Source organism: Roseibium aggregatum IAM 12614 (assembly GCF_000168975.1).
Classification (GTDB): domain Bacteria; phylum Pseudomonadota; class Alphaproteobacteria; order Rhizobiales; family Stappiaceae; genus Roseibium; species Roseibium aggregatum.
In genome coordinates this window covers 230,230-254,862 of the sequence record NZ_AAUW01000009.1, presented here as the reverse complement: position 1 = coordinate 254,862, position 24,633 = coordinate 230,230, and the positions used below count along the sequence as shown (strand labels likewise).

General features: G+C 60.9%; 21 protein-coding genes. 6 read left to right on the top strand and 15 right to left on the bottom strand.

Annotated elements, in window-relative coordinates; genetic code table 11:
- Positions 1–43: 43 nt before the first annotated feature.
- The 6 genes from SIAM614_RS14335 to SIAM614_RS14310 all read right to left on the bottom strand — a co-directional run bounded on the left by SIAM614_RS14335 (position 44) and on the right by SIAM614_RS14310 (position 7,660).
- On the bottom strand, positions 44–451 hold the full coding sequence (locus SIAM614_RS14335) for a F0F1 ATP synthase subunit epsilon (RefSeq protein ID WP_006935522.1): 408 nt from the start codon (positions 449–451) through the stop codon (positions 44–46).
- Positions 452–543: 92 nt separating this feature from the next.
- Entirely contained in the window at positions 544–1,968 is a 1,425-nt protein-coding gene (gene atpD, locus SIAM614_RS14330; protein ID WP_006935521.1) for a F0F1 ATP synthase subunit beta, read from the bottom strand.
- A gap of 25 nt (positions 1,969–1,993) precedes the next feature.
- On the bottom strand, positions 1,994–2,878 hold the full coding sequence (locus SIAM614_RS14325; protein ID WP_006935520.1) for a F0F1 ATP synthase subunit gamma: 885 nt from the start codon (positions 2,876–2,878) through the stop codon (positions 1,994–1,996).
- 31 nt (positions 2,879–2,909) lie between these two features.
- The gene (gene atpA, locus SIAM614_RS14320; RefSeq protein WP_006935519.1) at positions 2,910–4,439 is read right to left on the bottom strand and encodes a F0F1 ATP synthase subunit alpha; all 1,530 of its coding nucleotides are present in this window, start codon (positions 4,437–4,439) and stop codon (positions 2,910–2,912) included.
- The gene (locus SIAM614_RS14315) at positions 4,439–4,999 is read right to left on the bottom strand and encodes a F0F1 ATP synthase subunit delta (RefSeq protein ID WP_006935517.1); all 561 of its coding nucleotides are present in this window, start codon (positions 4,997–4,999) and stop codon (positions 4,439–4,441) included. Before SIAM614_RS14315 ends, atpA begins: the two co-directional genes overlap by 1 nt.
- Before the next feature lie 465 nt (positions 5,000–5,464).
- Entirely contained in the window at positions 5,465–7,660 is a 2,196-nt protein-coding gene (locus tag SIAM614_RS14310) for a primosomal protein N' (RefSeq protein ID WP_006935516.1), read from the bottom strand.
- A gap of 277 nt (positions 7,661–7,937) precedes the next feature.
- Here SIAM614_RS14310 and fsa point away from each other — a divergent pair, with 277 nt between their 5' ends.
- Both fsa and SIAM614_RS14300 read left to right on the top strand, forming a co-directional pair.
- The gene (gene fsa, locus SIAM614_RS14305; protein WP_006935515.1) at positions 7,938–8,591 is read left to right on the top strand and encodes a fructose-6-phosphate aldolase; all 654 of its coding nucleotides are present in this window, start codon (positions 7,938–7,940) and stop codon (positions 8,589–8,591) included.
- Positions 8,592–8,882: 291 nt separating this feature from the next.
- Positions 8,883–9,842, top strand: coding sequence for a tyrosine recombinase XerC (locus SIAM614_RS14300; protein ID WP_006935514.1), 960 nt, complete (start codon positions 8,883–8,885; stop codon positions 9,840–9,842).
- Between the two features lie 2 nt (positions 9,843–9,844).
- On the opposite strand, the gene SIAM614_RS14295 is transcribed toward SIAM614_RS14300, so the two are convergent.
- A complete protein-coding gene (locus SIAM614_RS14295) occupies positions 9,845–10,348 on the bottom strand; it encodes a GNAT family N-acetyltransferase (RefSeq protein WP_006935513.1) in 504 nt (167 codons plus the stop codon).
- A 124-nt stretch (positions 10,349–10,472) separates the two neighbouring features.
- On the opposite strand from SIAM614_RS14295, the gene SIAM614_RS14290 reads away from it, so the two are divergent.
- The 3 genes from SIAM614_RS14290 to SIAM614_RS14280 all read left to right on the top strand — a co-directional run bounded on the left by SIAM614_RS14290 (position 10,473) and on the right by SIAM614_RS14280 (position 12,356).
- Complete coding sequence (locus SIAM614_RS14290) at positions 10,473–10,877, top strand: hypothetical protein (RefSeq protein ID WP_006935512.1); 405 nt, start codon at positions 10,473–10,475, stop codon at positions 10,875–10,877.
- Positions 10,878–10,996: 119 nt separating this feature from the next.
- Positions 10,997–11,230, top strand: a complete 234-nt coding sequence (locus tag SIAM614_RS14285) for a hypothetical protein (RefSeq protein ID WP_157139853.1) — start codon at positions 10,997–10,999, stop codon at positions 11,228–11,230.
- 172 nt (positions 11,231–11,402) lie between these two features.
- Positions 11,403–12,356 (top strand): metallophosphoesterase, encoded by a 954-nt coding sequence (locus SIAM614_RS14280; protein ID WP_006935510.1) that lies wholly within the window; start codon positions 11,403–11,405, stop codon positions 12,354–12,356.
- Positions 12,357–12,379: 23 nt separating this feature from the next.
- Here the strand turns inward: SIAM614_RS14280 and SIAM614_RS14275 are convergent, their stop codons facing one another.
- Positions 12,380–13,018 (bottom strand): cation transporter, encoded by a 639-nt coding sequence (locus SIAM614_RS14275; protein ID WP_040440236.1) that lies wholly within the window; start codon positions 13,016–13,018, stop codon positions 12,380–12,382.
- A gap of 84 nt (positions 13,019–13,102) precedes the next feature.
- Between SIAM614_RS14275 and SIAM614_RS14270 the strand changes: the two genes are divergently transcribed.
- Entirely contained in the window at positions 13,103–13,522 is a 420-nt protein-coding gene (locus tag SIAM614_RS14270; protein ID WP_006935508.1) for a MerR family transcriptional regulator, read from the top strand.
- Positions 13,523–13,621: 99 nt separating this feature from the next.
- Here SIAM614_RS14270 and SIAM614_RS14265 read toward each other — a convergent pair whose 3' ends face one another.
- From SIAM614_RS14265 to SIAM614_RS14235, 7 genes are all read right to left on the bottom strand, one after another.
- A complete protein-coding gene (locus SIAM614_RS14265; protein WP_006935507.1) occupies positions 13,622–15,160 on the bottom strand; it encodes a hypothetical protein in 1,539 nt (512 codons plus the stop codon).
- A 227-nt stretch (positions 15,161–15,387) separates the two neighbouring features.
- Positions 15,388–16,791 (bottom strand): dihydrolipoyl dehydrogenase, encoded by a 1,404-nt coding sequence (lpdA, locus tag SIAM614_RS14260; protein WP_006935506.1) that lies wholly within the window; start codon positions 16,789–16,791, stop codon positions 15,388–15,390.
- 42 nt (positions 16,792–16,833) lie between these two features.
- Positions 16,834–17,592: an SDR family oxidoreductase gene (locus tag SIAM614_RS14255; protein ID WP_006935505.1), complete on the bottom strand. Its 759-nt coding sequence runs from the start codon at positions 17,590–17,592 to the stop codon at positions 16,834–16,836.
- Between the two features lie 22 nt (positions 17,593–17,614).
- Entirely contained in the window at positions 17,615–19,033 is a 1,419-nt protein-coding gene (gene lfb1 / locus SIAM614_RS30595) for an LIC10280 family protein (RefSeq protein WP_006935504.1), read from the bottom strand.
- A 47-nt stretch (positions 19,034–19,080) separates the two neighbouring features.
- Entirely contained in the window at positions 19,081–19,695 is a 615-nt protein-coding gene (locus SIAM614_RS14245; RefSeq protein ID WP_006935503.1) for a LysE family translocator, read from the bottom strand.
- A gap of 132 nt (positions 19,696–19,827) precedes the next feature.
- On the bottom strand, positions 19,828–21,378 hold the full coding sequence (gene odhB / locus SIAM614_RS14240; protein WP_006935502.1) for a 2-oxoglutarate dehydrogenase complex dihydrolipoyllysine-residue succinyltransferase: 1,551 nt from the start codon (positions 21,376–21,378) through the stop codon (positions 19,828–19,830).
- A gap of 64 nt (positions 21,379–21,442) precedes the next feature.
- On the bottom strand, positions 21,443–24,430 hold the full coding sequence (locus SIAM614_RS14235) for a 2-oxoglutarate dehydrogenase E1 component (RefSeq protein WP_006935501.1): 2,988 nt from the start codon (positions 24,428–24,430) through the stop codon (positions 21,443–21,445).
- Positions 24,431–24,633 lie beyond the last annotated feature (203 nt).

The following is a 24,633-nucleotide window of genomic DNA, read 5'->3' as shown; positions in this document are numbered from 1 at the left end:
CCGTTTCCGGACCGCGCAATTGACTTGAGCTTGAGATGTCGGTTCAGGCCTTTTTGAGAGCCTCTACAACGTCCTTAAGCTGAGCCAGTGTCATTTCGGCCTTCTGGCGCGAGGCGTCGTCCTTGGCGTCAGCCACATCTTCCTGCGCGTCCTGGATTGCCTTATCAAGCTGCTCACGGCTGATCTCGCCAACCGGTACGGCCTGTTCGGCCAGAACGGTGAGACCGCCTGCAGCGACGTCAGCAAAACCACCGCGGACGAAATATTCGTCCCAGCCACCAGCTTCACCGCGCACCTTCAGGATGCCCGGCAGAATGGTGGAGATGAACGGGGCATGGTTCTTCAGAACGCCAAACTCGCCTTCGGCGCCCGGTACAACAACCTCGGCGACCTGTTCGGAGAGGAGCTGGCGCTCCGGCGAGACCAACTCAAACTGGAAAAGTTCAGCCATTTGGCGTCTTCCTTGTCAGTCTAATTCTGATGGCTAGCCATCAAACATGAAGAAGACGGACGCCCGAGACGGGCGTCCGGTCAATTCGCCTATCAGGCAGCTTCAGCAGCCAGGCGCTGTGCTTTCTCGATGGCTTCATCAATGGAGCCGACCATGTAGAAAGCCGCTTCCGGCAGGTGGTCGTATTCGCCTTCGACCAGACCCTTGAAGCCCTTGATGGTGTCTTCGAGAGCAACCAGCTTGCCCGGAGAACCGGTGAAGACTTCAGCGACGAAGAACGGCTGGGACAGGAAGCGCTCGATCTTACGGGCGCGGGCAACGGTGAGCTTGTCTTCTTCAGACAGTTCGTCCATGCCCAGGATGGCGATGATGTCCTGCAGAGCCTTGTAGCGCTGCAGCGTAACCTGAACCGCACGAGCCGTTTCGTAGTGCTCTTCACCGATGATGCGGGCATCCAGCATGCGGGAGGTGGAGTCCAGCGGATCCACAGCCGGGTAGATGCCTTTTTCAGCGATCGAACGGTTAAGAACCGTCGTAGCGTCCAGGTGAGCAAAGGTCGATGCCGGTGCCGGGTCGGTCAAGTCATCGGCCGGAACGTACACGGCCTGCACGGACGTGATCGAGCCCTTGTTGGTGGTCGTGATGCGCTCCTGCATGCCGCCCATGTCGGTGGCCAGCGTCGGCTGGTAGCCCACAGCGGACGGGATACGGCCGAGAAGTGCGGACACTTCGGAACCTGCCTGGGTGAAGCGGAAGATGTTGTCCACGAAGAACAGCACGTCCTGGCCCTGGTCACGGAAGTGTTCTGCAACGGTCAGACCGGTCAGAGCAACACGTGCGCGGGCTCCCGGGGGCTCGTTCATCTGGCCGTAAACCAGAGCAGCCTTGGAGCCTTCTCCGCCGCCTTCCTTGTTCACGCCGGATTCGATCATTTCCCAATAAAGGTCGTTGCCTTCGCGGGTACGTTCGCCAACACCGGCGAACACGGAGTAACCGCCGTGCGCCTTGGCGACGTTGTTGATCAGTTCCATGATGAGAACGGTCTTGCCAACGCCGGCACCGCCAAACAGGCCGATCTTACCACCCTTTGCGTACGGAGCGAGAAGGTCAACGACCTTGATGCCCGTCACAAGGATTTCAGCTTCGGTGGACTGCTCGATGAACGCCGGAGCTTCCTGGTGGATCGCACGCTTGTTTTCGTGCGGGATCTCACCGGCTTCGTCGACCGGCTCGCCGATCACGTTCATGATACGGCCCAGGGTGCCGTCGCCAACCGGCACCACGATCGGTGCATCGGTGTCGACCACTTCCTGACCGCGCACCAGACCCTCGGTGGAGTCCATCGCGATGGTACGTACCGTGTTTTCGCCCAGGTGCTGAGCAACTTCGAGCACAAGACGCGTGCCCTGGTTGTCAACTTCAAGAGCGTTCAGGATCAGCGGCAGGTGGTCATCGAACTTGACGTCGACAACGGCGCCGATGACCTGGGTGATCCGTCCGACCTTTTTGTCAGCCATATCCCTAATCCTCGTCTCGATCCCGTTAGAGCGCTTCCGCGCCCGAGATAATTTCAATCAGTTCCGTCGTAATCTGAGCCTGACGCTGGCGGTTGTAGTTGATCGTCAGTTTGTCGATCATTTCGCCGGCGTTGCGGGTCGCGTTGTCCATTGCGGACATACGTGCACCCTGTTCAGACGCAGCATTTTCCAGAAGTGCCCGGAAAATCTGAACGGAGATGTTGCGCGGCAGCAGATCCGCAAGGATCTCTGTCTCTTCCGGTTCATATTCGTAAACCGCGTTGGCGCCCAAACCTTCATCAGAGCTGCCAGCCTCGAAGTGGGCCGGAATCAACTGCTGAGCGGTCGGCTCCTGTGCGATCACGGATTTGAAAGTCGAATAGAACAGCGTGCAAATGTCGAACTCGCCATCGTCGTACATGGAGAGAACTTCGCGACCGATTTCGGCCGCGTCGTTGAAACCGATGTGTTTCACGCTGCGCAGGTCGATGGTCTTGATGATATGCTGGCCGAGTTCGCGCTTCAGAGCATCGTAGCCCTTCTTGCCGACACAGATAATCTTGACCGTCTTGCCCTGCTTCAACAGGCTGCGCGCCTTTTCGCGCGCAAGCTTGGCAATGTTGGTGTTGAAGCCTCCGCAAAGCCCGCGTTCGGCAGTCGCAACGACCAGGAGATGAACCTGGTCATTGCCGGTGCCGGACATGAGCTTCGGAGCGTCATCGCGCCCCTCGAAGGCCACCGCGAGGTTGGCCAGCACCGCACCCATGCGTTCCGCATAGGGGCGCGCGGCCTCCGCAGCTTCCTGTGCACGACGCAGTTTCGCCGCGGCCACCATCTGCATGGCCTTGGTGATTTTCTGCGTCGCCTTAACGGAAGCGATGCGGTTTCGTAAGTCCTTCAGGCTCGGCATGGCCGCCCCTGCTCCTTATCCCGGCGTGGTCTTAAGCGAAGTTCTTGGCGAACGCGTCGATGGCAGCTTTCAGCTTGCCGGTCAGCTCGTCGTCGAGTGCCTTCTTCTCCCAAATGGCGTCAAGCAGAGCCTTGTGATCGCCACGAAGGAACAGAAGCAGGCCTTCTTCGAAGTCCCGAACGCGGTTGACCGGGATCGAGTCCAGATAGCCGTTCACGCCGGCATAAATGACTGCAACCTGTTCTTCGGTCTTCAGCGGCGAGAACTGCGGCTGCTTCAGAAGTTCGGTCAGACGCGCGCCGCGGTTCAGCAGGCGCTGGGTGGTGGCGTCGAGGTCGGAGCCGAACTGGGCAAAGGCCGCCATTTCGCGGTACTGAGCCAGTTCACCCTTAATCGGGCCGGCAACCTGTTTCATCGCCTTGATCTGAGCGGAAGAGCCCACGCGGGACACCGACAGACCAACGTTCACGGCCGGGCGGATACCCTGGTAGAACAGGTCCGTTTCCAGGAAGATCTGACCGTCGGTGATCGAGATCACGTTGGTCGGAATGAACGCGGACACGTCGTTGCCCTGGGTTTCGATGACCGGCAGAGCGGTCAGAGAGCCCTTGCCATGGTCGTCGTTCAGCTTCGCCGCACGTTCCAGCAGACGGGAGTGCAGGTAGAAAACGTCGCCCGGGAAAGCTTCACGTCCCGGCGGACGACGGAGCAGCAGGGACATCTGACGGTAGGCCACGGCCTGCTTGGTCAGATCGTCATAGCCGATCACGGCGTGCATGGAGTTGTCACGGAAGAACTCGCCCATCGCGCAGCCGGCGAACGGTGCCAGGTACTGCAGCGGAGCAGCGTCGGAAGCGGTCGCGGCGACAACGATGGAGTAATCCAGCGCGCCGGCATCTTCCAGGGTCTTCACGAACTGGGCAACGGTGGAGCGCTTCTGGCCGATTGCAACGTAGATGCAATACAGCTTGGCGTCTTCATCGTCGGAAGCGTGCAGCGGCTTCTGGTTCAGGAAGGTGTCGAGAATGATCGCGGTTTTACCGGTCTGACGGTCACCGATGACCAGCTCGCGCTGACCGCGGCCAACCGGGATCAGGGCGTCGATGGCTTTCAGGCCGGTGGACATCGGCTCGTGCACGGACTTGCGCGGCAGAATGCCGGGTGCCTTGACGTCCACGCGGCGCTTTTCGGTGGCCTCGATCGGGCCTTTGCCGTCGATCGGGTTGCCGAGCGGGTCGACGACGCGGCCCAGAAGGCCCTTGCCGACTGGCACTTCCACGATGGCGCCGGTCCGCTTGACGGTGTCGCCTTCTTTAATGTCACGGTCGGAGCCGAAGATAACGACACCAACGTTGTCGGTTTCCAGGTTCAGGGCCATGCCCTTGATACCACCCGGGAATTCGACCATTTCACCAGCCTGGACCTTGTCCAGACCATAAACACGGGCGATACCGTCACCGACGGAGAGCACCTGACCGACTTCAGAAACTTCGGCTTCCTGGCCAAAGCTCTTGATCTGGTCCTTGAGGATTGCGGAGATTTCCGCGGCCCGAATATCCATCAGCCGACCTCTTTCATCGCGAACTTGAGTGAATTGAGCTTGGTACGCAGCGATGTGTCGATCATGCGGGAGCCGACCTTGACCACGAGGCCACCGATCAGGGCAGGATCAACCTTTGCCACGATGTTTACGGATTTGCCCGTGGAAGCCGAAAGGGCTTCTTTCAGGGCGGCGACATGCTCGTCGGACAGAGCGGCTGCGGAGGTTACCTCAGCCGTTTCCTCACCCCGCTGCTGTGCAAGCAGAGTGCGGAATGCCTTGATCATGTCGGGAAGAACGAAGAGGCGCCGGTTACGGGCTGCCAGCTTCACGAAATTAGCAGCCAGGCCTTTGATGCCTGCCTTGTCGAGAAGTGCGGTAAGCGCTGCAAGCTGCTCCTCCACACTGAATACCGGGCTTTTCACGAGACGGACGAGATCTTCGCTTTCGGCAATCATGCCTTCGAAAGCTGTCAGATCCCGCTCCACGTCAGCCGTTACGCCTTCGCCTTCGGCGAGGTCGAGAAGGGCGGACGCATAACGCTGTGCCACGCCGGATACGAGAGATACGTTGTCAGTCACCAGGTCCGTGCTCTCTGACGTTTTTCATGCCCGCGAAACGGCTAGCGCCCGCAAAGCATTGAAAAAATGAATGATTTCAAGGTCAGAAGGTATGACGGTTAAACCGCTGCCCCCAAAGCCGCGCCTCAATTAGCACAGGGTTTCCCAGTGTGCAACTTCGCCTAAAGACTGTTATTGCCGATTCCTAGGTGTTTTTTGCCAAAGGCCGATAAAAAGCCTTTCGGATCAACGCCTCCGCATCGTCATAAACCTTTAGACGGTTTTCCGCGGCCCGGCCGAAAAGGCCTTTCCTGGGGGTTTGCCAGAGCAGCAGCCGGGAGTGTTTTTGCCGCAGCCGCGCAGACTCCCGGTTTATCGCCAGCCCCAGCTTCCCTCGGACCACAAAGAATGGCCATCGGGCCGTAACCGATTCTTAACGCCCGAGGACCATGACCGGCAGCCCTTTCCAAAGACAGGACCGGGTCTCTAGAGAAAATGCTGCGGATCGATGTCGACCTGCAGGCGCAAGCCTTTCGTAGGCTTGGGGCCTGTGCTCAACCAGTGCCGCAGATAGGCCTGCAGATCATATTGGCGCGGTGCCATGGCCAGAAGGCGGAAACGATAGCGCCCGCGCACCATCGCAAGGGCGGCTTCCGCGGGTCCCAGCAGCGTCACGGCCTGATCGGGCGGTGCAGCGCGGGCAAGCGCACGGGAGAAGCCTTCCGCAAAGGCCCTGTCGGGGCCGGAGACGATGACGGCGGCAAGGCGGCCGAACGGCGGCAGGCCCGCAGCCCGTCTTGCCTCAATTTCTGCCTGGTAAAAGGCTTTCTTGTCGCTGGAGAGCAAGGCCCTGATGACGGGATGGTCCGCATTGTAGGTTTGCAGAAAGCCCTTGCCGCCACCGGTCACGCGGCCAGCACGGCCCGTCACCTGGGCGAGGAGCTGAAAGGTTTTTTCCGCAGCCCTCGGATCACCATGCGCAAGGCCAAGATCCGCATCCACCACGCCGACCAGCTTCATCAGCGGGAAGTTATGTCCCTTGGCGACAAGCTGCGTGCCGATGACGATGTCGGCGCCGCCTTCCTCGACAATCTTCATTTCCCGCTTCAGCCGGTCTGGCCCGCCGGCAATGTCGGACGAGAGCACCAGCACACGCGCCTGCGGAAAACGCTCCGAGACTTCTTCGGCGATTCTCTCCACGCCGGGACCGCAGGCAACGAGACTGTCTACCGATTGGCAGGACGGGCAGGCCTTGGGCACCGGCTCCTGATGGCCGCAGTGGTGACAGACGAGTTTTTTCTGAAAGCGGTGCTCCACCAGCCAGGCGCTGCAATGGGCACATTGGAAGCGGTGACCGCAGGTGCGGCACAGCGTCAGCGGCGCATAGCCGCGCCGGTTGAGAAACAGCAGGGACTGGCCGCCCTCGGCAAAGGTATCGGCAATTCCGTGGACAAGGGCAGGCGCCAGCCAGCGGCCCCGCTCCGGCCCGTCCTGGCGCATGTCGATGGCCGTCAGGTCCGGCAAGGCAGCGCCGGATGCGCGCTCTGGCAACTCGAACAGTTTGTAGCGGCCTACCTCCGCATTGACGATGCTTTCCACCGATGGCGTCGCCGAGGCCAGAACGACCGGAAAGCCGGAGAGATGGCCACGAACCACGGCCATGTCACGGGCACTGTAGGGCACCCGGTCGTCCTGCTTGAAGGCCGCATCATGCTCTTCGTCGACGATGATCAGGCCGAGTTCCCTGAACGGCAGAAACAGAGCGGAACGCGCACCGATAACGACCCTGACGTCGCCGGAAGCCACGCCGCGCCAGACCCGTGACCGGTTCTTGACCGTAATCTGCGAGTGCCACTCGGCCGGATAAACGCCGAAGCGTTGCTCGAAGCGCCGCAGGAACTGCTCCGTGAGCGCGATTTCCGGCAACAGCACCAGGGTCTGCTTGCCCCGGCGCAGCGCTTCGGCAATGGCCTCGAAATAAACCTCGGTCTTGCCCGACCCGGTGACACCGTCGATCAGGGCAACGGTCCCACCTTTGCCGAAGCAGTCCATCAGCCCATCTGCCGCCGCCTGCTGCGCCGGGGTCAGTGGCTTTTGCCCATAGTCCAGTTGCGGTTTCGGCGGCGGAGGTGCCGCCGGCATCATGACCGTTTCAAGGACATTCTGCTGCAGCAGACCATCGATGACGGACGCAGACACGCCGGCAGCGTGGGCAAGGCCGCTTTTTGTCCAGGCGAAACCATCTTCCATGGTTGCCAGAACACGTCCGCGCGCGGGCGTCATACGGTCCGGTTCGGCCCCCTCGATACGGCGAACACCGGGAACAGGCGGTTCCGGCTCCAGCGCTTCTTCGGATCGCAGGACCATACGCAGCACCATGCCCGGCGCGCCGAGCGTCCAGTTCGCCACCCAGTCGACGAACCGGCGCAGATCCGCATCGAGCGGCGGCGTGGTGTCATAGACATGGGAAATGGTCTTCAGTTTCTTCGGATTGATGGCGGCGTCCGGCTCGATGTCCCAGACCGCCCCGATCACCTCACGCGGGCCGAGCGGCACCTTGACGATGGTGCCCGGAACCACGGACTTTCCGGGAGGCACCTTGTAGGTATAGGCCCCCGCCACCGCGACCGGCACCAGCACGCTGGCAATGGTTTCCTGGAATTCTGGATCGTCGAACAGCACTGAACGTCAGGTCCTCATCGCTCCGGGAAAAGGCACGCGACCATGCGCCGAGCACAGTCCGAACCCAGGCGAGACATTGCCCGTCCAGTCCCGGGGATCAAGCCTCGCCATTCCTGAGGTACGTACCGCAAAAATTTCGTCCACCGGAGAATCAGGGGTTCTTCTTGTCATCATCCTAGGGTAAAGAGAGCCCAGCTGACCATGCAATCGTTTTGTCCCGCACGGCGGGACCAGGTTTCCGGCGCTGCTCCGGTAGCCCTACAGGGAGTAAAGACAGATGAAATTCTTCGTCGATACGGCCGACACGGCTGAAATCAAGGAACTGGAAGCAACCGGCCTCCTTGATGGCGTGACCACCAACCCGTCTCTGATCGCAAAGTCCGGCCGGGACTTCAAGGAAGTCATCGCCGAGATCTGCGCCATCACCGAAGGCGACGTGTCGGCTGAAGTGGCCGCGACCGATTTCGACACGATGATCAAGGAAGCGCACGTACTGGGCGCGATCGCGAACAACGTCGTCATCAAGCTGCCGCTGACCTTCGATGGTCTGAAGGCCTGCAAGCAGCTTACCGAAGAAGGCACCAAGACCAACGTCACCCTGTGCTTCTCGGCCAACCAGGCCCTGCTCGCCGCAAAGGCGGGGGCAACCTACATCTCGCCGTTCATCGGCCGTCTGGACGATATCCACGCCGACGGGCTGGAGCTGATCCGCGAAATCCGCGTGATCTACGACAACTACGGCTTCGACACGGAAATTCTGGCCGCTTCCATCCGCACGCCGAACCACGTCAAGGATTGCGCCATCATCGGTGCTGACGTGGCAACCGTACCGCCGGCAACACTGAAGGCCCTGATCAAGCATCCGCTGACCGACAAGGGCCTGGACGCGTTCCTGGCCGACTGGGCGAAGACCGGCCAGAGCATTCTCTGACCCCTTCCCTTCAAGAACAAGCGCGGCCCGGATGTCCGGGCCGCCAGACTACCGTCTTTCCAATTTCCGGACCGCTTCGATTGCCGGCAAGCGCCGACGGGAAAGAACGAGCGACAGCCATTCAAACCGGCGTCCCATCGGCAATCTGCTTAAATCGCTGCGCTTGTCACGATAACGCGGTCAGTCAGACCGCCGGAACAGCGTGCGGAAATCCGCGCGGGCAACCCCAAAACACTCAAAAAGCGGCATGGCGTTAACCGATCCGTTGGGATCAAGCGCCAAAGTGATGCCATGTGTGCCGCATCCTCCACGTCCGATTCGCTGCTCGTCTGTGCCCGGCCGGAGCTCAACCGGCGCGTCGACCAATGGCTCGACCATCTTTCCGACGAACGACGTCTTTCCGACAAGACCCTGCTTGCCTATGAGCGGGACCTTCGGCAGTTCCTGCGGTTTTTGACCAACCATCTTGGCGGGGCGCCGGACCTCAAGGAGATTGCCGCGCTGCGGCCGGCCGATTTCCGCGGCTTCCTGGCTAGCCGCCGCCGCGACGGTGTGCAGAGCCGCTCCCTTGCCCGGGGCCTTGCCGGCATCCGATCCTTCCTCAGATTTCTGGAGCGGCGCGGAGAAGTGAACGCCGCGGCCTCTGCCGCCGTGCGTCCGCCGCGCCAGGCCCGCTCCCTGCCAAAACCCGTCTCGTCCAAGGACGCCATTGACGTGACCAGCGGTGAGCTGGCGATGGAAAGCGAGCCCTGGCTGGAAGCCCGCAATGCGGCCGTCCTGACCCTGCTTTACGGCTGCGGCCTGCGCATTTCCGAAGCGCTGTCGCTGACCGGTGCCATGGCCCCCAGGACCGGCACAAAGACGCTTCGCGTCGTCGGCAAGGGCGGCAAGGAACGGATCGTGCCGATCCTGCCTGCGGTCTGCCAGGCCGTGGAGCATTATCTGAAACTCTGCCCTTATGCGATCTCGCCTGGAGGGCCGCTGTTTCTCGGCGCGCGCGGCGGACCACTGAACCCGCGCATGATCCAGTTGGCGATGGCGCGCCTGCGCGGTGCGCTCGGGCTGCCGGACAGCGCGACCCCGCATGCCCTGCGCCACTCCTTCGCCACGCATCTGCTGGCTGGCGGCGGCGACCTCAGGACCATCCAGGAACTGCTCGGCCACGCCAGCCTTGCGTCAACGCAGATCTATACGGAAATCGACAGCGCCCATCTGCTGGCCGCCTATGACAAGGCGCACCCGCGCCGATAAGGTCAGTCGGCTTTCGGAAAACCGTAAACCGTCCGCTCCAGGCCGTCCGGAAACAGGTCGCGCGCAATCGGTTCCCCGCCAAGTTTGCGCACCAGACCTTTTGCTGCCTCGTTGTCATCCTTCATATGTGTCTCGACCAGCGGCCAGCCGTAGACCTGGTAAGCGTGGCGGATTGCCGCCTCGGAGACCTCCACCGCCGCGCCGGTGCCGCGGGCCTGCGGCATCAGCCACCAGGTCAGCTCCCGCCTTGGCCAGCCTTCCGGCCAGACAAACCCGCAACCGCCGATGATATCTCCTCCCGCTATCGGTTCGATACCCCATATGCCATAGCCGCGCAGTTGCCAGTGGCCGAGGTGGCCCGCCAGCACCCGCCAGGCCATGTCCTCGCGCAAGGGGCCGCCGTAAAAATGCGACGCCTCGGCATCCGCAAAAAAAGCCCTGTAGACGGGAGAGTCCGTTTTTTCCGGCAGGCGCAGGCGAAACCGCGTTGTTTCAAGTGACTGCATGGCAAGTCTCTGTTGGTTAGCGGGAAAACTCGTTCGAATCCCGTGATGCACCAACTCCGTTGTAGCCGGTCAGGCCGCAAACGGTTAGGTTGCCGAAAGAGCTTTTTTCACCGGGAGATAACGAATGCGTCTGTTTCTGCTCGCAGCCGGTCTTCTTCTGATGTCAGCTGCGCCCTCGCTGGCGCAACGCGTCTATTGCCCGCTTCCCGAAGATGGCGTCTGGGTCTATCCGGATGCCAAGCCGAAGGAAATCTCGCGCGTCGAAGTTGACAGCCAATGCGAGAACGAGGCGGTGCATGTGCGTGTGCGCGCCTTCACCTCGTGCATCCCGCGCGATTGCAAATGGGGCTGGACAAAAGCGGAGATGCGCTCCGACGGTGCCATCCAGGTGTTGCTGATCGGCTTCCTGAGCAGCAAGCAGCTGACCTTGCGCGCTTTTGGAGACCTTCTGGACGTCCATGTGATCAACGTTGTCAACGATCTGTCTGAACCACGTACCGAAAACACCTATAATCTCCGGCGCCAATAGCCGGTACGGGCCTGTGCGACAACAATCGAGTTCCGCTTTTTCCTTGCCAGCCCGCCGTTTTATCTTACCTTACGTAAGACTGCGCGATTGTGGCGCAGGCCAACGCGAGGAGAGGTAACATGCGCTTATTGAGTACCGGCATCGCGGCCCTTGCCGTAACCGCGTTTGCAATTGCACCGGCTGCTGCGTGCAGTTGGAACAAGACAGCCCAGGCAAAGCAGATGACCGTGGCCGAAACGCCCGTCCTGCCGGACACCGGCTCGGATGTGGCCATTGCCACCAACGATCTCAGCGATGATATCGTGAACGAGACCGTGATTCAGCCGACCGTGGGCGAGACCGCATCGGACTGACGCTGCCGGAAAGACAAGCTCCAGACCAAGTCCCGCTGCCTCGCAGCGGGCTTTTTTTGGCAAAGTGCCGTCTGCACGAAATCTGCTGAAACCTGCCTCTGTCAAGCCGCATCCCTGCCTCAAAACCCCGGTTCACTTGCGATTATCCTGAAGAACCGGTCGATAAAGCCTCATGATTTCCAGACGCCGCTTCCTGCAAACCTGTGGCATCGCCATGCTGGGCGCTGTTTCCGCGCCCGCCTATGCAATCGGCGTTGAGCCGTTCCGCCTCAGCCTGAAGCATTATCACCTGACGCCTCCGCGATGGCCGGGTGGCCTGAAGCTGACGGCCGCCGTGATCGCCGACCCGCACATCTGCGATCCCTGGATGGGGCTGGAGCGGGTGCGCTCCATCGTCTGGCAGACCAACGCGCTGAAGCCGGACATCATCCTGATGCTGGGCGACTATGTGGCCAGTCACAAATGGCAACATGAGCCGATACCGCCACAGGCCTGGGCGGATCTCTTCGGTGAACTTTCAGCCCCGCTCGGCACCCATGCCATTCTCGGCAATCACGACTGGTGGGACGATGCGGATGCACAGCTTACCGGCGGTGGGCCGACCAAATATGGTCAGGCTCTGCTGAACGCCGGAATTCCCCTTTACCAGAACAGGGCAAAACGGATCGAGAAGGATGGCCAGGCCTTCTGGCTTGCCGGCGTTGACGACCAACTTGCACTCAGACCGCACAGCAAGATCAAACGGCGTCGCTGGAAGGGGCTCGATGACCTGACCGGAACGCTCGCCCAGGTGACGGACGACGCCCCCGTGCTGCTGATGGCGCATGAGCCTGATATCATCCGCGAGGTGCCGGGCCGCGTCAGCCTGACGCTCAGCGGACACACCCATGGCGGCCAGCTCAACTGTTTAGGTTACAAACCGGCCTTTCCCAAGCGGGGCGCCAAAAGCTATGTCTACGGCCACATCGTCGAAACGGAAGGGACACAGATTGCGAGACACCTGAACCTTCAGACAGAACCCCGTCATCTGATCGTTTCCGGAGGCCTTGGCTGCTCGATCCTGCCGGTCCGCTTCGGCGTTCCTCCGGAAATAACGGTGGTGCATCTGGAAGGCGCCACCGTTTGATGCTGGTTTTCTGAAAGGTCAGATTATTCCGCAGCCACTTCGTGCTCCGTCTTGTGCCGGTATTCCCGGATGGCCTGGCTCAGGATCTGGACCGAGGAACTGACGAAGAGGGCTGCCATAAGACCAGCGACAATCAGGTCCGGCCAGGCGCTTGCGGTGCCCCAGACACCGGCGGCTGCCAGCATGACGGCCACATTGCCGATGGCATCGTTACGCGAGCACAGCCAGACGGAACGTACATTGGCGTCCCCATCCTTGTAGCGGACCAGCAGCAGAACGCTGGCAAGGTTCACGGCCAGCGCCAGAAAGCCGATGGAGCCCATCACAGCCGCCTGCGGCACGCCGAGCACAAACACCTGGTATAGGGTGGTTGCTGCCACCCAGATGCCCATCAGAAACAGACTGGTGCCCTTTGCAAGTGCTGCCAGCGCCCGTGTTTTGAGCGATGCGCCGATCACCGCCAGCGATATTCCGTAGGTAACCGCGTCGCCAAAGAAATCGAGAGCATCGGCCTGCAGGGCCTTGGAGCCGGCCGCCTGACCGGCGATCATCTCGACGATGAACATGCCGCCATTCAGCGCAATCACCAGCCAGAGGCGGCGGCGATAGTCCGTCGACATTCCGTCAAATGTTCCGTGGGAATGTCCGCAACAGGCACCCATGTTTCACTCCTTTTTCGAGTCGCTTGATTTTAGGTTCCTGTCCCTTGTAATTGCTATAGCGACTAGAGCTTCAAGAGGCTTTTTATGGATTTTTCAATTGGCGACCTTTCGAGGCGAACCGGCGTGAAGGTTCCGACCATCCGCTACTATGAAAAGGAAGGCCTGCTGGAGGCACCGCTGCGCAGCGAGGGCAACCAGAGACGCTACCGATCCAGGGACCTGGAAAGACTGGGCTTCATCAAGCACTGCCGTGACCTCGGCCTGCCGATGCCGGCGATCCGGGATCTGATCGACCTCAGTCAGCATCCGGACAAGCCCTGCGAGACGGCAAACCGCATCGCCGAGGATCAACTGAAGGCGGTGCGCCAGCGGATCGCCCACCTGCGCAAGCTGGAAGCAGAACTGAAACGCATCGCCACAAGCTGCGAAGGCGATCACACGGTGACCGAATGCAACGTGCTGAAGGCATTCGGCGACCACGGGCTTTGCCTGCAAGAGCACTGACCGGGTTGAACACCTGCCCTCAGATACGCCCGGTTCCATCGCTTTTCCAGGAAGTGGCCAACGCTCTCGTGCCAGCCGTAGCAGCAGGCGAGCGTGCCGCTATTTTTCGGCGACCGGTCGTGGTGCCGTGCCTGCACCGAGCTCTGTCGCCATTACGGTTCCCTCAAGCCTTTCCAGGCGCAACATCGTCCAGCGATTGGCGGGCAGATTGCAGGATGGACGTCCCAGACTGCAGGAGAACTGCAGAACATGGTGATAGTCGTTCTTCGGCCAGACCTTCTGGGCAATGTCGTGCCTGCCCTTCAGGTAGCCGAGCAGCGTATATTCGCTGACATACCAGACATCGCCTTCCTTCAGATCCGCCATGCTGGTCGGCCGGCCCTTCGGGAAAGTGCCACCCCATGTCCAGGACAAGGCACCGGACGTCTGCTGGTCGAGAAAATGATGGGCCATCGTTTCGTCGATAAAAACCCGCTTTTGGTCCGCCAGATCCTGTCGATATGCCTCGACCACCACCGGCCTGTTGGGCAGAGGTTCCGAGACCAGGTAGAAAACGATGAAATTGGCGGACAGAACCAGCACCAGCGCGGCACAAAGGCTCAGCTTGACCTTGTGCCAGCGGGCACCCAGAAGCGTGTCAACGGCCAAGAGAAACACCATCGCAGCGGCAAGATTGCGGATGAGCGGGCGGTCGTGCACGAAGGCTCCGAGGAACTGTCCCGCCGCAAGGCAGAAACAGATCAGCCCGACGGTCCGGGACTTGCGGAAAACAAACCATGATACGCCCGCAAACATGGCTGCCCGGAATACAGCTTCCACATTGAACCGGCCCGAGCCATGGGACCGGGTTGCGTGATAGGCGATCTGCCGGAAAAATTCCGCAAACTCGAAATTCACCAGGACCGCAAAAAGTGCGGCAGCAAAGGCGAGGGCAGCAAGGCCCTCGCTCAGCACTCGTGCGATGCTTGCCTGCCGCGTCTTGAGCCTCCAGATCTGAAGAATGGCAATGACGCCAGCACTCCAGGCCAGCATGGATAGCGCGGTCAGAGGCGCAATTCCCAGAAGCGCAGTGCCAGCGATACTGGCAGCGGTCTCGCCACCGGTTTGCCGCCTGTCACCCGTAACGGCCTTGGCCGCAATGGGCAGGACCAGAAGCAGGCCCAACATCCAGATGAGCGAGCCAGTAAGTTCCAGGCGGAAGCCGGAAACGACATACATCGGCGCAAAGATGAGCGGTGTGAAAAACGCCGCCGTCCGCAGGTTCAATCTGAGGCAAAACACCACGAAGACGAGGCTGGTCGCCACGTAACACAGGAATTCGAACAGCACGATTGTTGCTGTACTGACACCGGTTACCGAAAGAAACCAGCCTGACAGAATGAGATGAAGTCTCGGCTGGAGGTGGTAGTTTTCCAGACCCGGGAACTGAACCGCCAGAAGCGGATTAAAGTGACGGCCTGTCCGGGCAAATTCAGACGCCCAGGGGATGAAAAAAAGATCATCCACATAGGGGATTGTCCTTCCTGGCCAGAAAAACACCAGACCGCAGACCAGCGGCAACACCAGTCCCGCGACGACAGGCAGCCGGATGCCGGATTGATTCAGGTTTCCGTTCTTGCCCTGCCGCTTTCCAGCCAACCCGTCACCTGCCGTTTATTGAAATGCTCAACGCCCCTGATTGAACCCCAAGCTAACGAAATGGTTGCAGATGCGCTGCCTATCTTACGAATAATTGCAAAGTTTCCTATCTGAAAGCCAGATCCGGTGAATGACCGTCCGAAGCATATCCGTCCCTTGAAAATGCACAGGGGCACCCGGTAACCGGATGCCCCTGTGCGATACCGCTATGACACGGACCACGTGGCTTAGGAGTGGATCGACTTTGCAAAGGCGCCGAGAGCCGCCTCCTTCACCGCTTCCGACATGGTCGGGTGGGCGTGGCAGGTGCGTGCAAGATCTTCGGAAGAGCCACCGAATTCCATCAGAACGGCAGCTTCGTGGATCATCTCGCCGGCACCGAAGCCAACAATGTGAACCCCAAGCACCCGGTCGGTCTTGGCATCCGCCAGAACCTTGGCAAAGCCATCGGTCTTGTTCATGGCGCGCGCACGGCCATTGGCGGAGAAGACGAACTTGCCGGTCTTGTACTCGACACCAGCTGCCTTCAGCTCTTCCTCGGTCTTGCCGACGGAAGCGACTTCCGGCTGGGTGTAGACGACGCCCGGGATCACGTCATAGTTCACGTGCCCGGCCTGACCGGCCAGGATCTCGGCCAGGGCAACACCTTCATCCTCGGCCTTGTGAGCGAGCATCGGGCCGGCGACCACATCGCCGATGGCATAGATGCCGTCGACATTGGTCTTGTAATGCGTGTCGATCTTCACGCGGCCGCGCTCGTCCAGGGTAACACCTGCTTTATCGAGACCCAGACCCTCGGTGTAGGGACGGCGGCCGATGGCGACCAGAACGATGTCCGCCTCGATCACCTGCGCATCGCCACCCTTGGCCGGCTCGACGGTCACGGCAAGGCCCTTGCCCTTTTTCTCGACGCCCGTAACCTTGGAAGAGAGCTTGAATTCCATGCCCTGCTTCTTGAGCATACGCTGGAAGTTCTTGGACACGTCACCGTCCATCGGACCAAGGATCTTGTCCATGAACTCGACCACGGTCACTTCCGACCCGAGACGGTTCCAGACGGAGCCGAGTTCCAGGCCGATGACACCACCGCCGACGACGACCAGCTTGCCCGGAACCTTGTCCAGTTCCAGCGCGCCGGTGGACGAGACCACCTGCTTCTCATCGATCTCGACACCCGGCAGGGGCATGACGTCAGAACCAGTGGCGATGACGATGTTCTTGGTTTCCAGAACGGTTGCCTTGCCGTCGGCATCGGTCACTTCAACCTTGCCCTTTTCAAGGATCTTGCCGGTGCCGGTATGAACGTCGATCTTGTTCTTCTTCATCAGGAAGGACACGCCGTTCACGTTGGCGTCGACCACACCGGTCTTGTGCTCCATCATCGCTGGCAGATCGAGCTTGGGCTTGGACACCTTGATGCCAAGTTTCTCGAAACCGTGTCCAGCTTCCTCGAACATTTCCGAAGCGTGCAGCAGTGCCTTGGAGGGAATGCAGCCGATGTTGAGGCAGGTGCCACCGAGCGTTGCGCGTTTTTCGACGACGGCCGTTTTCAGGCCGAGCTGCGCGGCCTTGATCGCGCAGACGTAGCCGCCAGGACCGGTTCCGATGACGACGAGATCATATTGGGACATTTTGGTCGCCTTTGCCTCTTTCATTTCTGGTTCGAATGGGGGTTAGGGAAGAATTGCCCGGCCGCCGGAGACATCGAGGATGGCGCCGGTCGTATAGCTGGACTTGTCGGAGAGAAGCCACAGAACCGCTTCGGCCACCTCATCGGCGGTTCCGGCGCGTTTCATCGGCAGTTTTGACTTGAGCTGTGCCACCCGGTCGGGATGGCCGCCCGAGGCGTGAATTTCGGTATCGATAATGCCGGGTCGAATGCCGTTGACGCGGACGCCTTCATCGGCAACTTCCAGCGCCAGCCCCACGGTCATGGTGTCGATCGCACCCTTGGCGGCGGCATAGTCGACATATTGCGCGGGCGCTCCCAGCTTCGAGGCCGCGGAACCCAGGTTGACGATGCCCCCGCCGGTGCCGCCATGCTTGGTCGACATGCGCTTGACCGCCTCCCGGGCGCACAGGAACGCACCGATGACGTTGATGGAGAACATGCGCGTCAGCCGCTCGAGCGACATTTCGTCAACGCGCTGGGAATAGTCGACGACACCGGCATTGTTGACCAGCCCCTTGAGCGTGCCGAGCCTGTCGGCTTCGGCGAAAAGATGCAACACATCGGCTTCGTTCTGGACGTCGCCCTGAACTGCAATCGCCTCACCGCCGGCTGCCTTGAGTTCCTCGACAAGAGCATCGGCGGCAGCCTGATTGTGCGTGTAGTTGACAAGCACCTTGTGGCCGCTTGCCGCAACCTTGCGGCTGATGGCAGCGCCGATCCCCCGGCTTCCGCCCGTCACCAATACAACCGTGTCAGCCATGTATTCCCACCGGTTTGCGTTCCTATTGCCCTTGCAGGCGTGTCAGTTCTTCTGCACCGCGGCCCGCGGCCCAAAGGCCCTTCAGACGCCCATCTTCCATGACCGCGTAGACCACGGGTGTCTTGTCGCCCCAGTCCACCGTCAGAATGTTGCCCTCCAGGGCGCCGACGCCGCGATAGCTGCTGGCGCCAACCGTCCAGAGCAGCGCATATTTCCGGTCCTGCTGCGTCAGCCTGACCGTACCCTGATAGGTCGTGCCGTTCGGATTGCGGCCTGCGACCGAATAGGTCCCTGCAAGCCCCTCGGCGCCGGTCGGTGCAGCGCGTGCAAAGAGCGTCAGTTTCTCGCTCGCCGTGCCGTCCGCCCATTCCCCGTCCAGCGTCTCCGTGCCGGTGAAGGAATAGACGACCGGATGCTTGTCGCCCCAGTTGACCACCAGCATACGGCCCGCGAATTCACCGACACCGGTGAAGATGTCGTTCCCGATCCACCAGGTAAACCGGACATTCCGGTCTTCCGGAGTGACCGCCAGCATGCCGTCATAGGACGACCCGTTGGGGTTGGTCCCGTCTACCCGGTAGATACCGGAGATCTGGCGCGCCGGACCGGTGCGGGCGGCACTTTCCCTGAGGGCCGTTCCGATCGCCGCGAGAGCGGTCATCTTGGGCACCGATCCTGCCGGATTTTCCTTGCCGTCGTCAACGAAGGTAAAGTCTCCGAAGAAAGACGAGGAAATCCAGGGGGTTTGCTGTCCATCCGTTTCCTGGAACACACCTTTCAGGGTGCGCTTGAAGGTTTCCTCCAGATTGAGCGCCGGGGTCTCGATGGCGCTGGCGAGATGCTTGGTGAAAGGACTGTTGCTGCCCTGCCCGTCCAGCGCCACGGCACCGGGGGACGTCGAATACGACACGAACAGGCGCCCGCTGCTGTCGATCCGCGACAGGCCGGAGGCGTCGCCGCCGAGCGGATTGTTGCGGCAGGCGTCGAGCACGATGATGTTGAGCCCGTCATGAGCGGACGTCATCATCTCGACGGCTTCGCTCACCGCGACCGACTGCTGTTGCAGAACCTCGTCCGCGGGCACTTCGCCGGCCACCGGCAACAGGTAGTTTTCGCCGTTAATCTGGACGCCGTGCCCGGCATAATAGAACAGGCCGACGCCGCCTTCGGTTTTCAGACGGTCGCCGAAGCCCCGGATCGCCTGCTGCATCGCCTCGCGATTGGCATCGGTCTGCAGAATGACGTCGAACCCGGCCTTGTCGAGAGCCCGTGTGATGGCCAGCGCATCGTTGACCGGATTGGCCAGCGGGCCATAGCCGTATTTGGCGTTTCCGATCACCAATGCGGTCCGCTGCTCGCTGGCGTGCGAAGCGCCGATCAGGCCGAGGACAGTCCAGACCACAAGAACAGCCGCAAGGGCACAACGCTTCATGGCGTTCATATTCCTGTTCCTCCTGACCGTCTCACACCGCGCCGGCGATGATGCGATTATTGCTCCGCCAGAGCCAGCCGCAAGCCGAACCCGGCGAAGGTTGCCGCCACTGTCCGGCGCATCCAGACCATGACGCGGTCGCTTTTCAGCACCTTCTCGCCAACCAGCGAGGCAAACGCGCCGTAGATGACAAAGACCACGAAGGTCATCGCCATGAAGACACCGCCCATCAACAGCATGTCGAGCGTCGGATTGAGCGCATCATGGCTGACGAACTGCGGCAGGAACGCGAGGAAGAACACTGTCAGCTTGGGATTGAGAATGTTGATCAGGAAGCCGGTGCGCGCCGTTGCGACGAAGCTCTTGCGCGAGCCCCTGTCGGCTTTCAGCTCCATCGGTCCGCTGTCCTTCAGCGTCTGCCAGGCAAGGTAGAGAAGATAGGCAACACCGGCGTATTTCACACCCTGGAACACCAGGGCGCTGGTGTGCATCAGGGCCGCGAGCCCCACGATGGAAGCCAGGATCGCCGGAATGATGCCGAGGGTGCAGCCGAAGGCCGCGGCAACGGAGGCCTGACGGCCCCTGCCAAGCCCGACGGCAACCGTGTAGACAACACCTGTGCCTGGAACAAGCACCACGACGAGAGCAGTTATCAGAAATTCCAGGCTCATTATTCAGCTTCTCCTCGGTCGGATCGGCAGGCGCTCAAGCGCTGACGTTTGAACGCCGCCGGCTGGCATCCTTGAGATGTCCGGGCGCCTTGCCTGTGACCGGCAAGCCGCCCGAAGGGCAGCGGAACCGGATCAGAGATCCAGAACCAGACGCTGCGGATCTTCCAGGCTTTCCTTGACACGGACCAGGAAGGTCACGGCTTCCTTGCCGTCGACGATCCGGTGATCGTAGGAAAGCGCCAGATACATCATCGGACGGATTACCACCTGGCCGTTCACAGCCATCGGACGTTCCTGGATCTTGTGCATGCCCAGGATGCCGGACTGCGGTGCGTTCAGGATCGGCGACGACATCAGCGAACCATACACGCCACCGTTGGAGATGGTGAAGGTGCCGCCGGACATATCAGCCATGCCCAGTTTGCCGTCCCGCGCCTTGCGGCCGAGGTTGCCGATTTCCTGTTCGATTTCGGCAATGGACATCTGGTCCGCATCGCGCACGACCGGAACCACAAGACCCTTGTCCGTGCCAACGGCGACGCCGATGTGGCAGAAGTTCTTGTAGATGATGTCGGTCCCGTCGATCTCGGCGTTGACCGCCGGAATCTCTTTCAGTGCGTGGGTCACCGCCTTGGTGAAGAAGCCCATGAAACCAAGTTTGACGCCGTGTTTCTTCTCGAACAAGTCCTTGTACTGCTTGCGCAGTTCCATGACCGGGCCCATGTCGACTTCGTTGTAGGTGGTCAGCATGGCCGCGGTGTTCTGCGCATCCTTCAGGCGGCGCGCGATGGTCTGACGCAGCTTGGTCATGCGCACGCGCTCTTCGCGGATTTCATCCTGCGCGTTAACCGGGCCGCGGGCAGCAGGAGCCGCCGACGGTGCAGAGCCGGAAGAAGTCGCGCCGGACGCGATCGCGTTGATGACGTCTTCCTTCAGCACTTGGCCGCGCTTGCCGGAACCGGATACCTGGTCTGCGGAGAGATTGTTTTCCGCCATCATCTTCTGAGCGGACGGCGCCGGCGGCATGGAGGACCCGCCGCTTGCTTTCGGAGCGGACGCAGCCGGTTCCGAAGAAGCAGAAGCCTCCTGGCTGGCAGCCGCACCGGCTCCCGACGGATCGATCTGGCACAGCAGAACGCCCGGTTCCACGGTCGTGCCGGTCTCGACAGCGATCTTGACGATGGTGCCTGCGACCGGGGCCGGAACTTCCTGCGCCGCCTTGTCGGTTTCCAGTTCCACCAGCGTGTCGTCGGCCTTGACGACGTCGCCGACCTTCACGCTCCATTCGCCGACTTCCGCCTCGGTGACGGATTCGCCTGCGCTCGGGGTGACGACATCGACCAGATCGGCCTTTTCGGATTTGGCTTCAGCCTTGCTTTCGGACTTTGCCGGAGCCGCTTCAGCCTTTGCGGGAGCCTTTTCAGCCTTTCCGGAGGACGCACCGGCGCCTTCTGCGATCTGACCAAGCAGGGCGCCGACCTCAACGGTGTCGCCTTCCTTGACCACGATGCTTTCCAGGGTGCCTGCGGCCGGGGCCGGAACTTCGACGGTCACCTTGTCGGTTTCCAGTTCCACAAGGGGCTCGTCCTGGCTGACGGCGTCGCCCGGTTTCTTGAACCACTGCGCAATAGTCGCCTCGGAAACGGATTCACCCAGCGTGGGGACGCGAATTTCGGTTGCCATGGTCGCCTTCTCTTAAAATTACCTGGCCAATTTCTTGAAAGAGGGCCCGAAGGCCCCCTTGTGACTAACTTCCCAGAGCCTCTTCGAGGAACGCCTGCAACTGCGCCAGATGCGAAGACATCAGGCCGGTCGCGGTCGATGCCATCGCCTTGCGGCCTGCATAGCGCGGGCGCTTGTGCTTGGCGTCGATCTGGTCCAGGACCCATTCGATGTAGGACTCGACGAAGAACCAGCCGCCCATGTTCTTGGGCTCTTCCTGACACCAGACCATTTCAGCCTGCGGGAAGCGGGCCAGCTCCAGCATCAGCGCCTTTTTCGGGAACGGATAGAGCTGTTCGACACGAAGCAGGTAGACGTCGTTGACGCCGCGCTTTTCGCGTTCCTCGAACAGATCGTAATAGACCTTGCCCGAGCACATTACGACACGGCGGATCTTGTCGTCCGCAACCAGCTTGCCATCCGAGCTCAGGTTCGGGCCCCAGTCGTCCCACAACAGGCGGTGGAACGTGGAATCCGGTCCGAGTTCCTTCAGCGTCGACACGGCTTTCTTGTGCCGCAGCAGGGATTTCGGCGTCATGAGGATCAGCGGCTTGCGGATATCGCGGCGCAGCTGACGGCGCAGAATGTGGAAGTAGTTCGACGGGGTCGAACAGTTCGCAACCTGCATGTTGTCTTCCGCGCAAAGCTGGAGGAAACGCTCCAGACGGGCGGAGGAGTGTTCCGGACCCTGGCCTTCGTAGCCATGCGGCAACAGGCAGACAAGGCCGGACATGCGCAGCCACTTGCGCTCACCCGAAGAGATGAACTGGTCGAACACCACCTGCGCGCCGTTGGCGAAGTCGCCGAACTGCGCTTCCCACAAGGTCAGGGCGCGGGGCTCTGCCAGCGAGTAGCCGTATTCGAAGCCCAGAACGGCCTCTTCCGACAGCATCGAGTTGATGACCTCATAGCGCTGCTGGTCGGGAGAGACGTTGTTGAGCGGAATGTACCGGCTCTCGTCTTCCTGATCGTACAGAACCGAGTGGCGCTGCGAGAACGTGCCGCGTTCGCAATCCTGACCGGACAGGCGCACCGGGTGGCCTTCCTTCAGCAGCGAACCGAAGGCGAGCGCTTCAGCAGTTGCCCAATCGATGCCTTCGCCGGTCTCGATCATGCGTTCGCGCTGGTTCATGAAACGCGCGATGGTGCGGTGGATGTTGAAACCGTCCGGAACATGGGTCAGAGCCCGTCCGATCGACTTCAGCTCCTCGATCGGCAGACCGGTCTCACCGCGGCGCGGATCATCCTCGTCATCGGCACGCTTCATGCCCGCCCACTTGCCGTCCAGCCAGTCGGCCTTGTTCGGCTTGAAGGCCTGGCCGGCATCGAACTCGTCGTCCAGATGCTTGCGCCAGTCGGCTTTCATGTGCTCGATTTCGTCCTGCGTCAGAACACCTTCCTTGATCAGGCGTTCCGAATAGAGCTGCAGCGTCGTCGCATGCTTGCGGATCTTGCGGTACATGATCGGCTGCGTGAACGCCGGCTCGTCGCCCTCGTTGTGGCCGAAGCGGCGATAGCAGATCATGTCGATGACCACCGGACGATGGAACGTCTGGCGATATTCGATCGCAATCTTGGCTGCGAAGACGACGGCTTCCGGATCATCCGCGTTGACGTGGAAGATCGGCGCCTCGATCACCTTCGCCATATCCGACGGATAGGGCGAGGAGCGCGAGAAGCGCGGGTTGGTGGTGAAGCCGATCTGGTTGTTGATGATCACATGGACCGAACCGCCGGTGCGGTGGCCACGCAGCGCGGACAGGCCGAAACATTCGGCAACAACACCCTGGCCCGCAAATGCGGCATCGCCATGCAGCAGCAGCGGCAGAACCGTGCCACGGTCGATCTCGGTGGTGTCGACGAAATTGCCGTTCTCATCGGCAGCCAGCTGGTCCTGCTTGGCGCGCGCCTTACCGAGAACCACCGGGTTGACGATTTCCAGGTGCGACGGGTTTGCCGTCAGCGACAGGTGAACATCGTTGCCGTCGAAGGTCCGGTCGGACGAAGCGCCGAGGTGATACTTCACGTCGCCGGAGCCTTCCACATCGTCCGGAGCGTAGGAACCGCCCTTGAACTCGTGGAAAATTGCCCGGTGCGGCTTGGCCATCACCTGGGAAAGCACGTTCAGGCGGCCGCGGTGGGCCATGCCGAACACGATTTCCTTCAGGCCCATGGAGCCGCCGCGTTTGATGATCTGTTCCAGCGCCGGAATCAGCGCTTCACCGCCATCCAGACCGAAGCGCTTGGTCCCGGTGTATTTGACGTCCAGAAACTTTTCGAAACCTTCGGCTTCGACCAGCTTGTTCAGGATCGCCTTCTTGCCTTCCGTGGTGAAGGCCACCTGCTTGTCCGGACCTTCGATGCGCTCCTGGATCCAGGACTTGGCTGCCGGATCGGAAATATGCATGAACTCGACACCCAGGGTCGAGCAATAGGTCCGCTTCAGGATGTCCATCATCTCGCGGATGGTGGCGTATTCCAGACCCAGAACATGGTCGATGAAGATCTTATGGTCCCAGTCGACTTCGGTGAAGCCGTAGGACGAGGGATGCAGCTCCTCGTGATCGCCCTTGCCGGCCAGGCCGAGGGGGTCGAGATCTGCATGGAGGTGGCCGCGCATGCGATAGGCGCGGATCATCATCAGGGCGCGAACGGAATCGCGTGTCGCCTGATGAACTTCCTGATCCGAGACCGGTTCGCCCTTGGCTTCGGCCTTCTTTTTCAGTTTGTCGCCGAGCTGTTGCTCAATCGGGCCCCAGTTGCCGTCGAATGCATTTACGAGGTCGCCATTGGCCTCGATCGGCCAGTCCTTGCGTTTCCAGGTCGCCCCGCGAGCCTCTTTCAGCACGGCTTCCTTCTCGTCCTGGAAGGCAGCGAAGAAGTCCTGCCAGTCGGCATCGACCGAGCTCGGATCCGTCTTGTACTGTGCGTAGAGGTCTTCGATATAGGCTGCGTTGGCGCCGTAAAGCAACGACGTCAGTGCGAATACGTTGTTCGCTTCCTGCCGTGCCATGTCCTTTAGCGGAGGTATCCTCCGCCCTTTTGTTTAGGCGGGCCCGAAAAATTGACCCGCGGCCGGTTTCCCTACAATGGCCGATGGATTCCACCGGCCCCTCGAAAAATGGTTACGGCACGTCAACCGCGCCGGAACCCATCCTTTCATCATGCGACAGGAAACGTAAACAGTTTCCGTCCCCATCGCTAAAGATTCTTGCA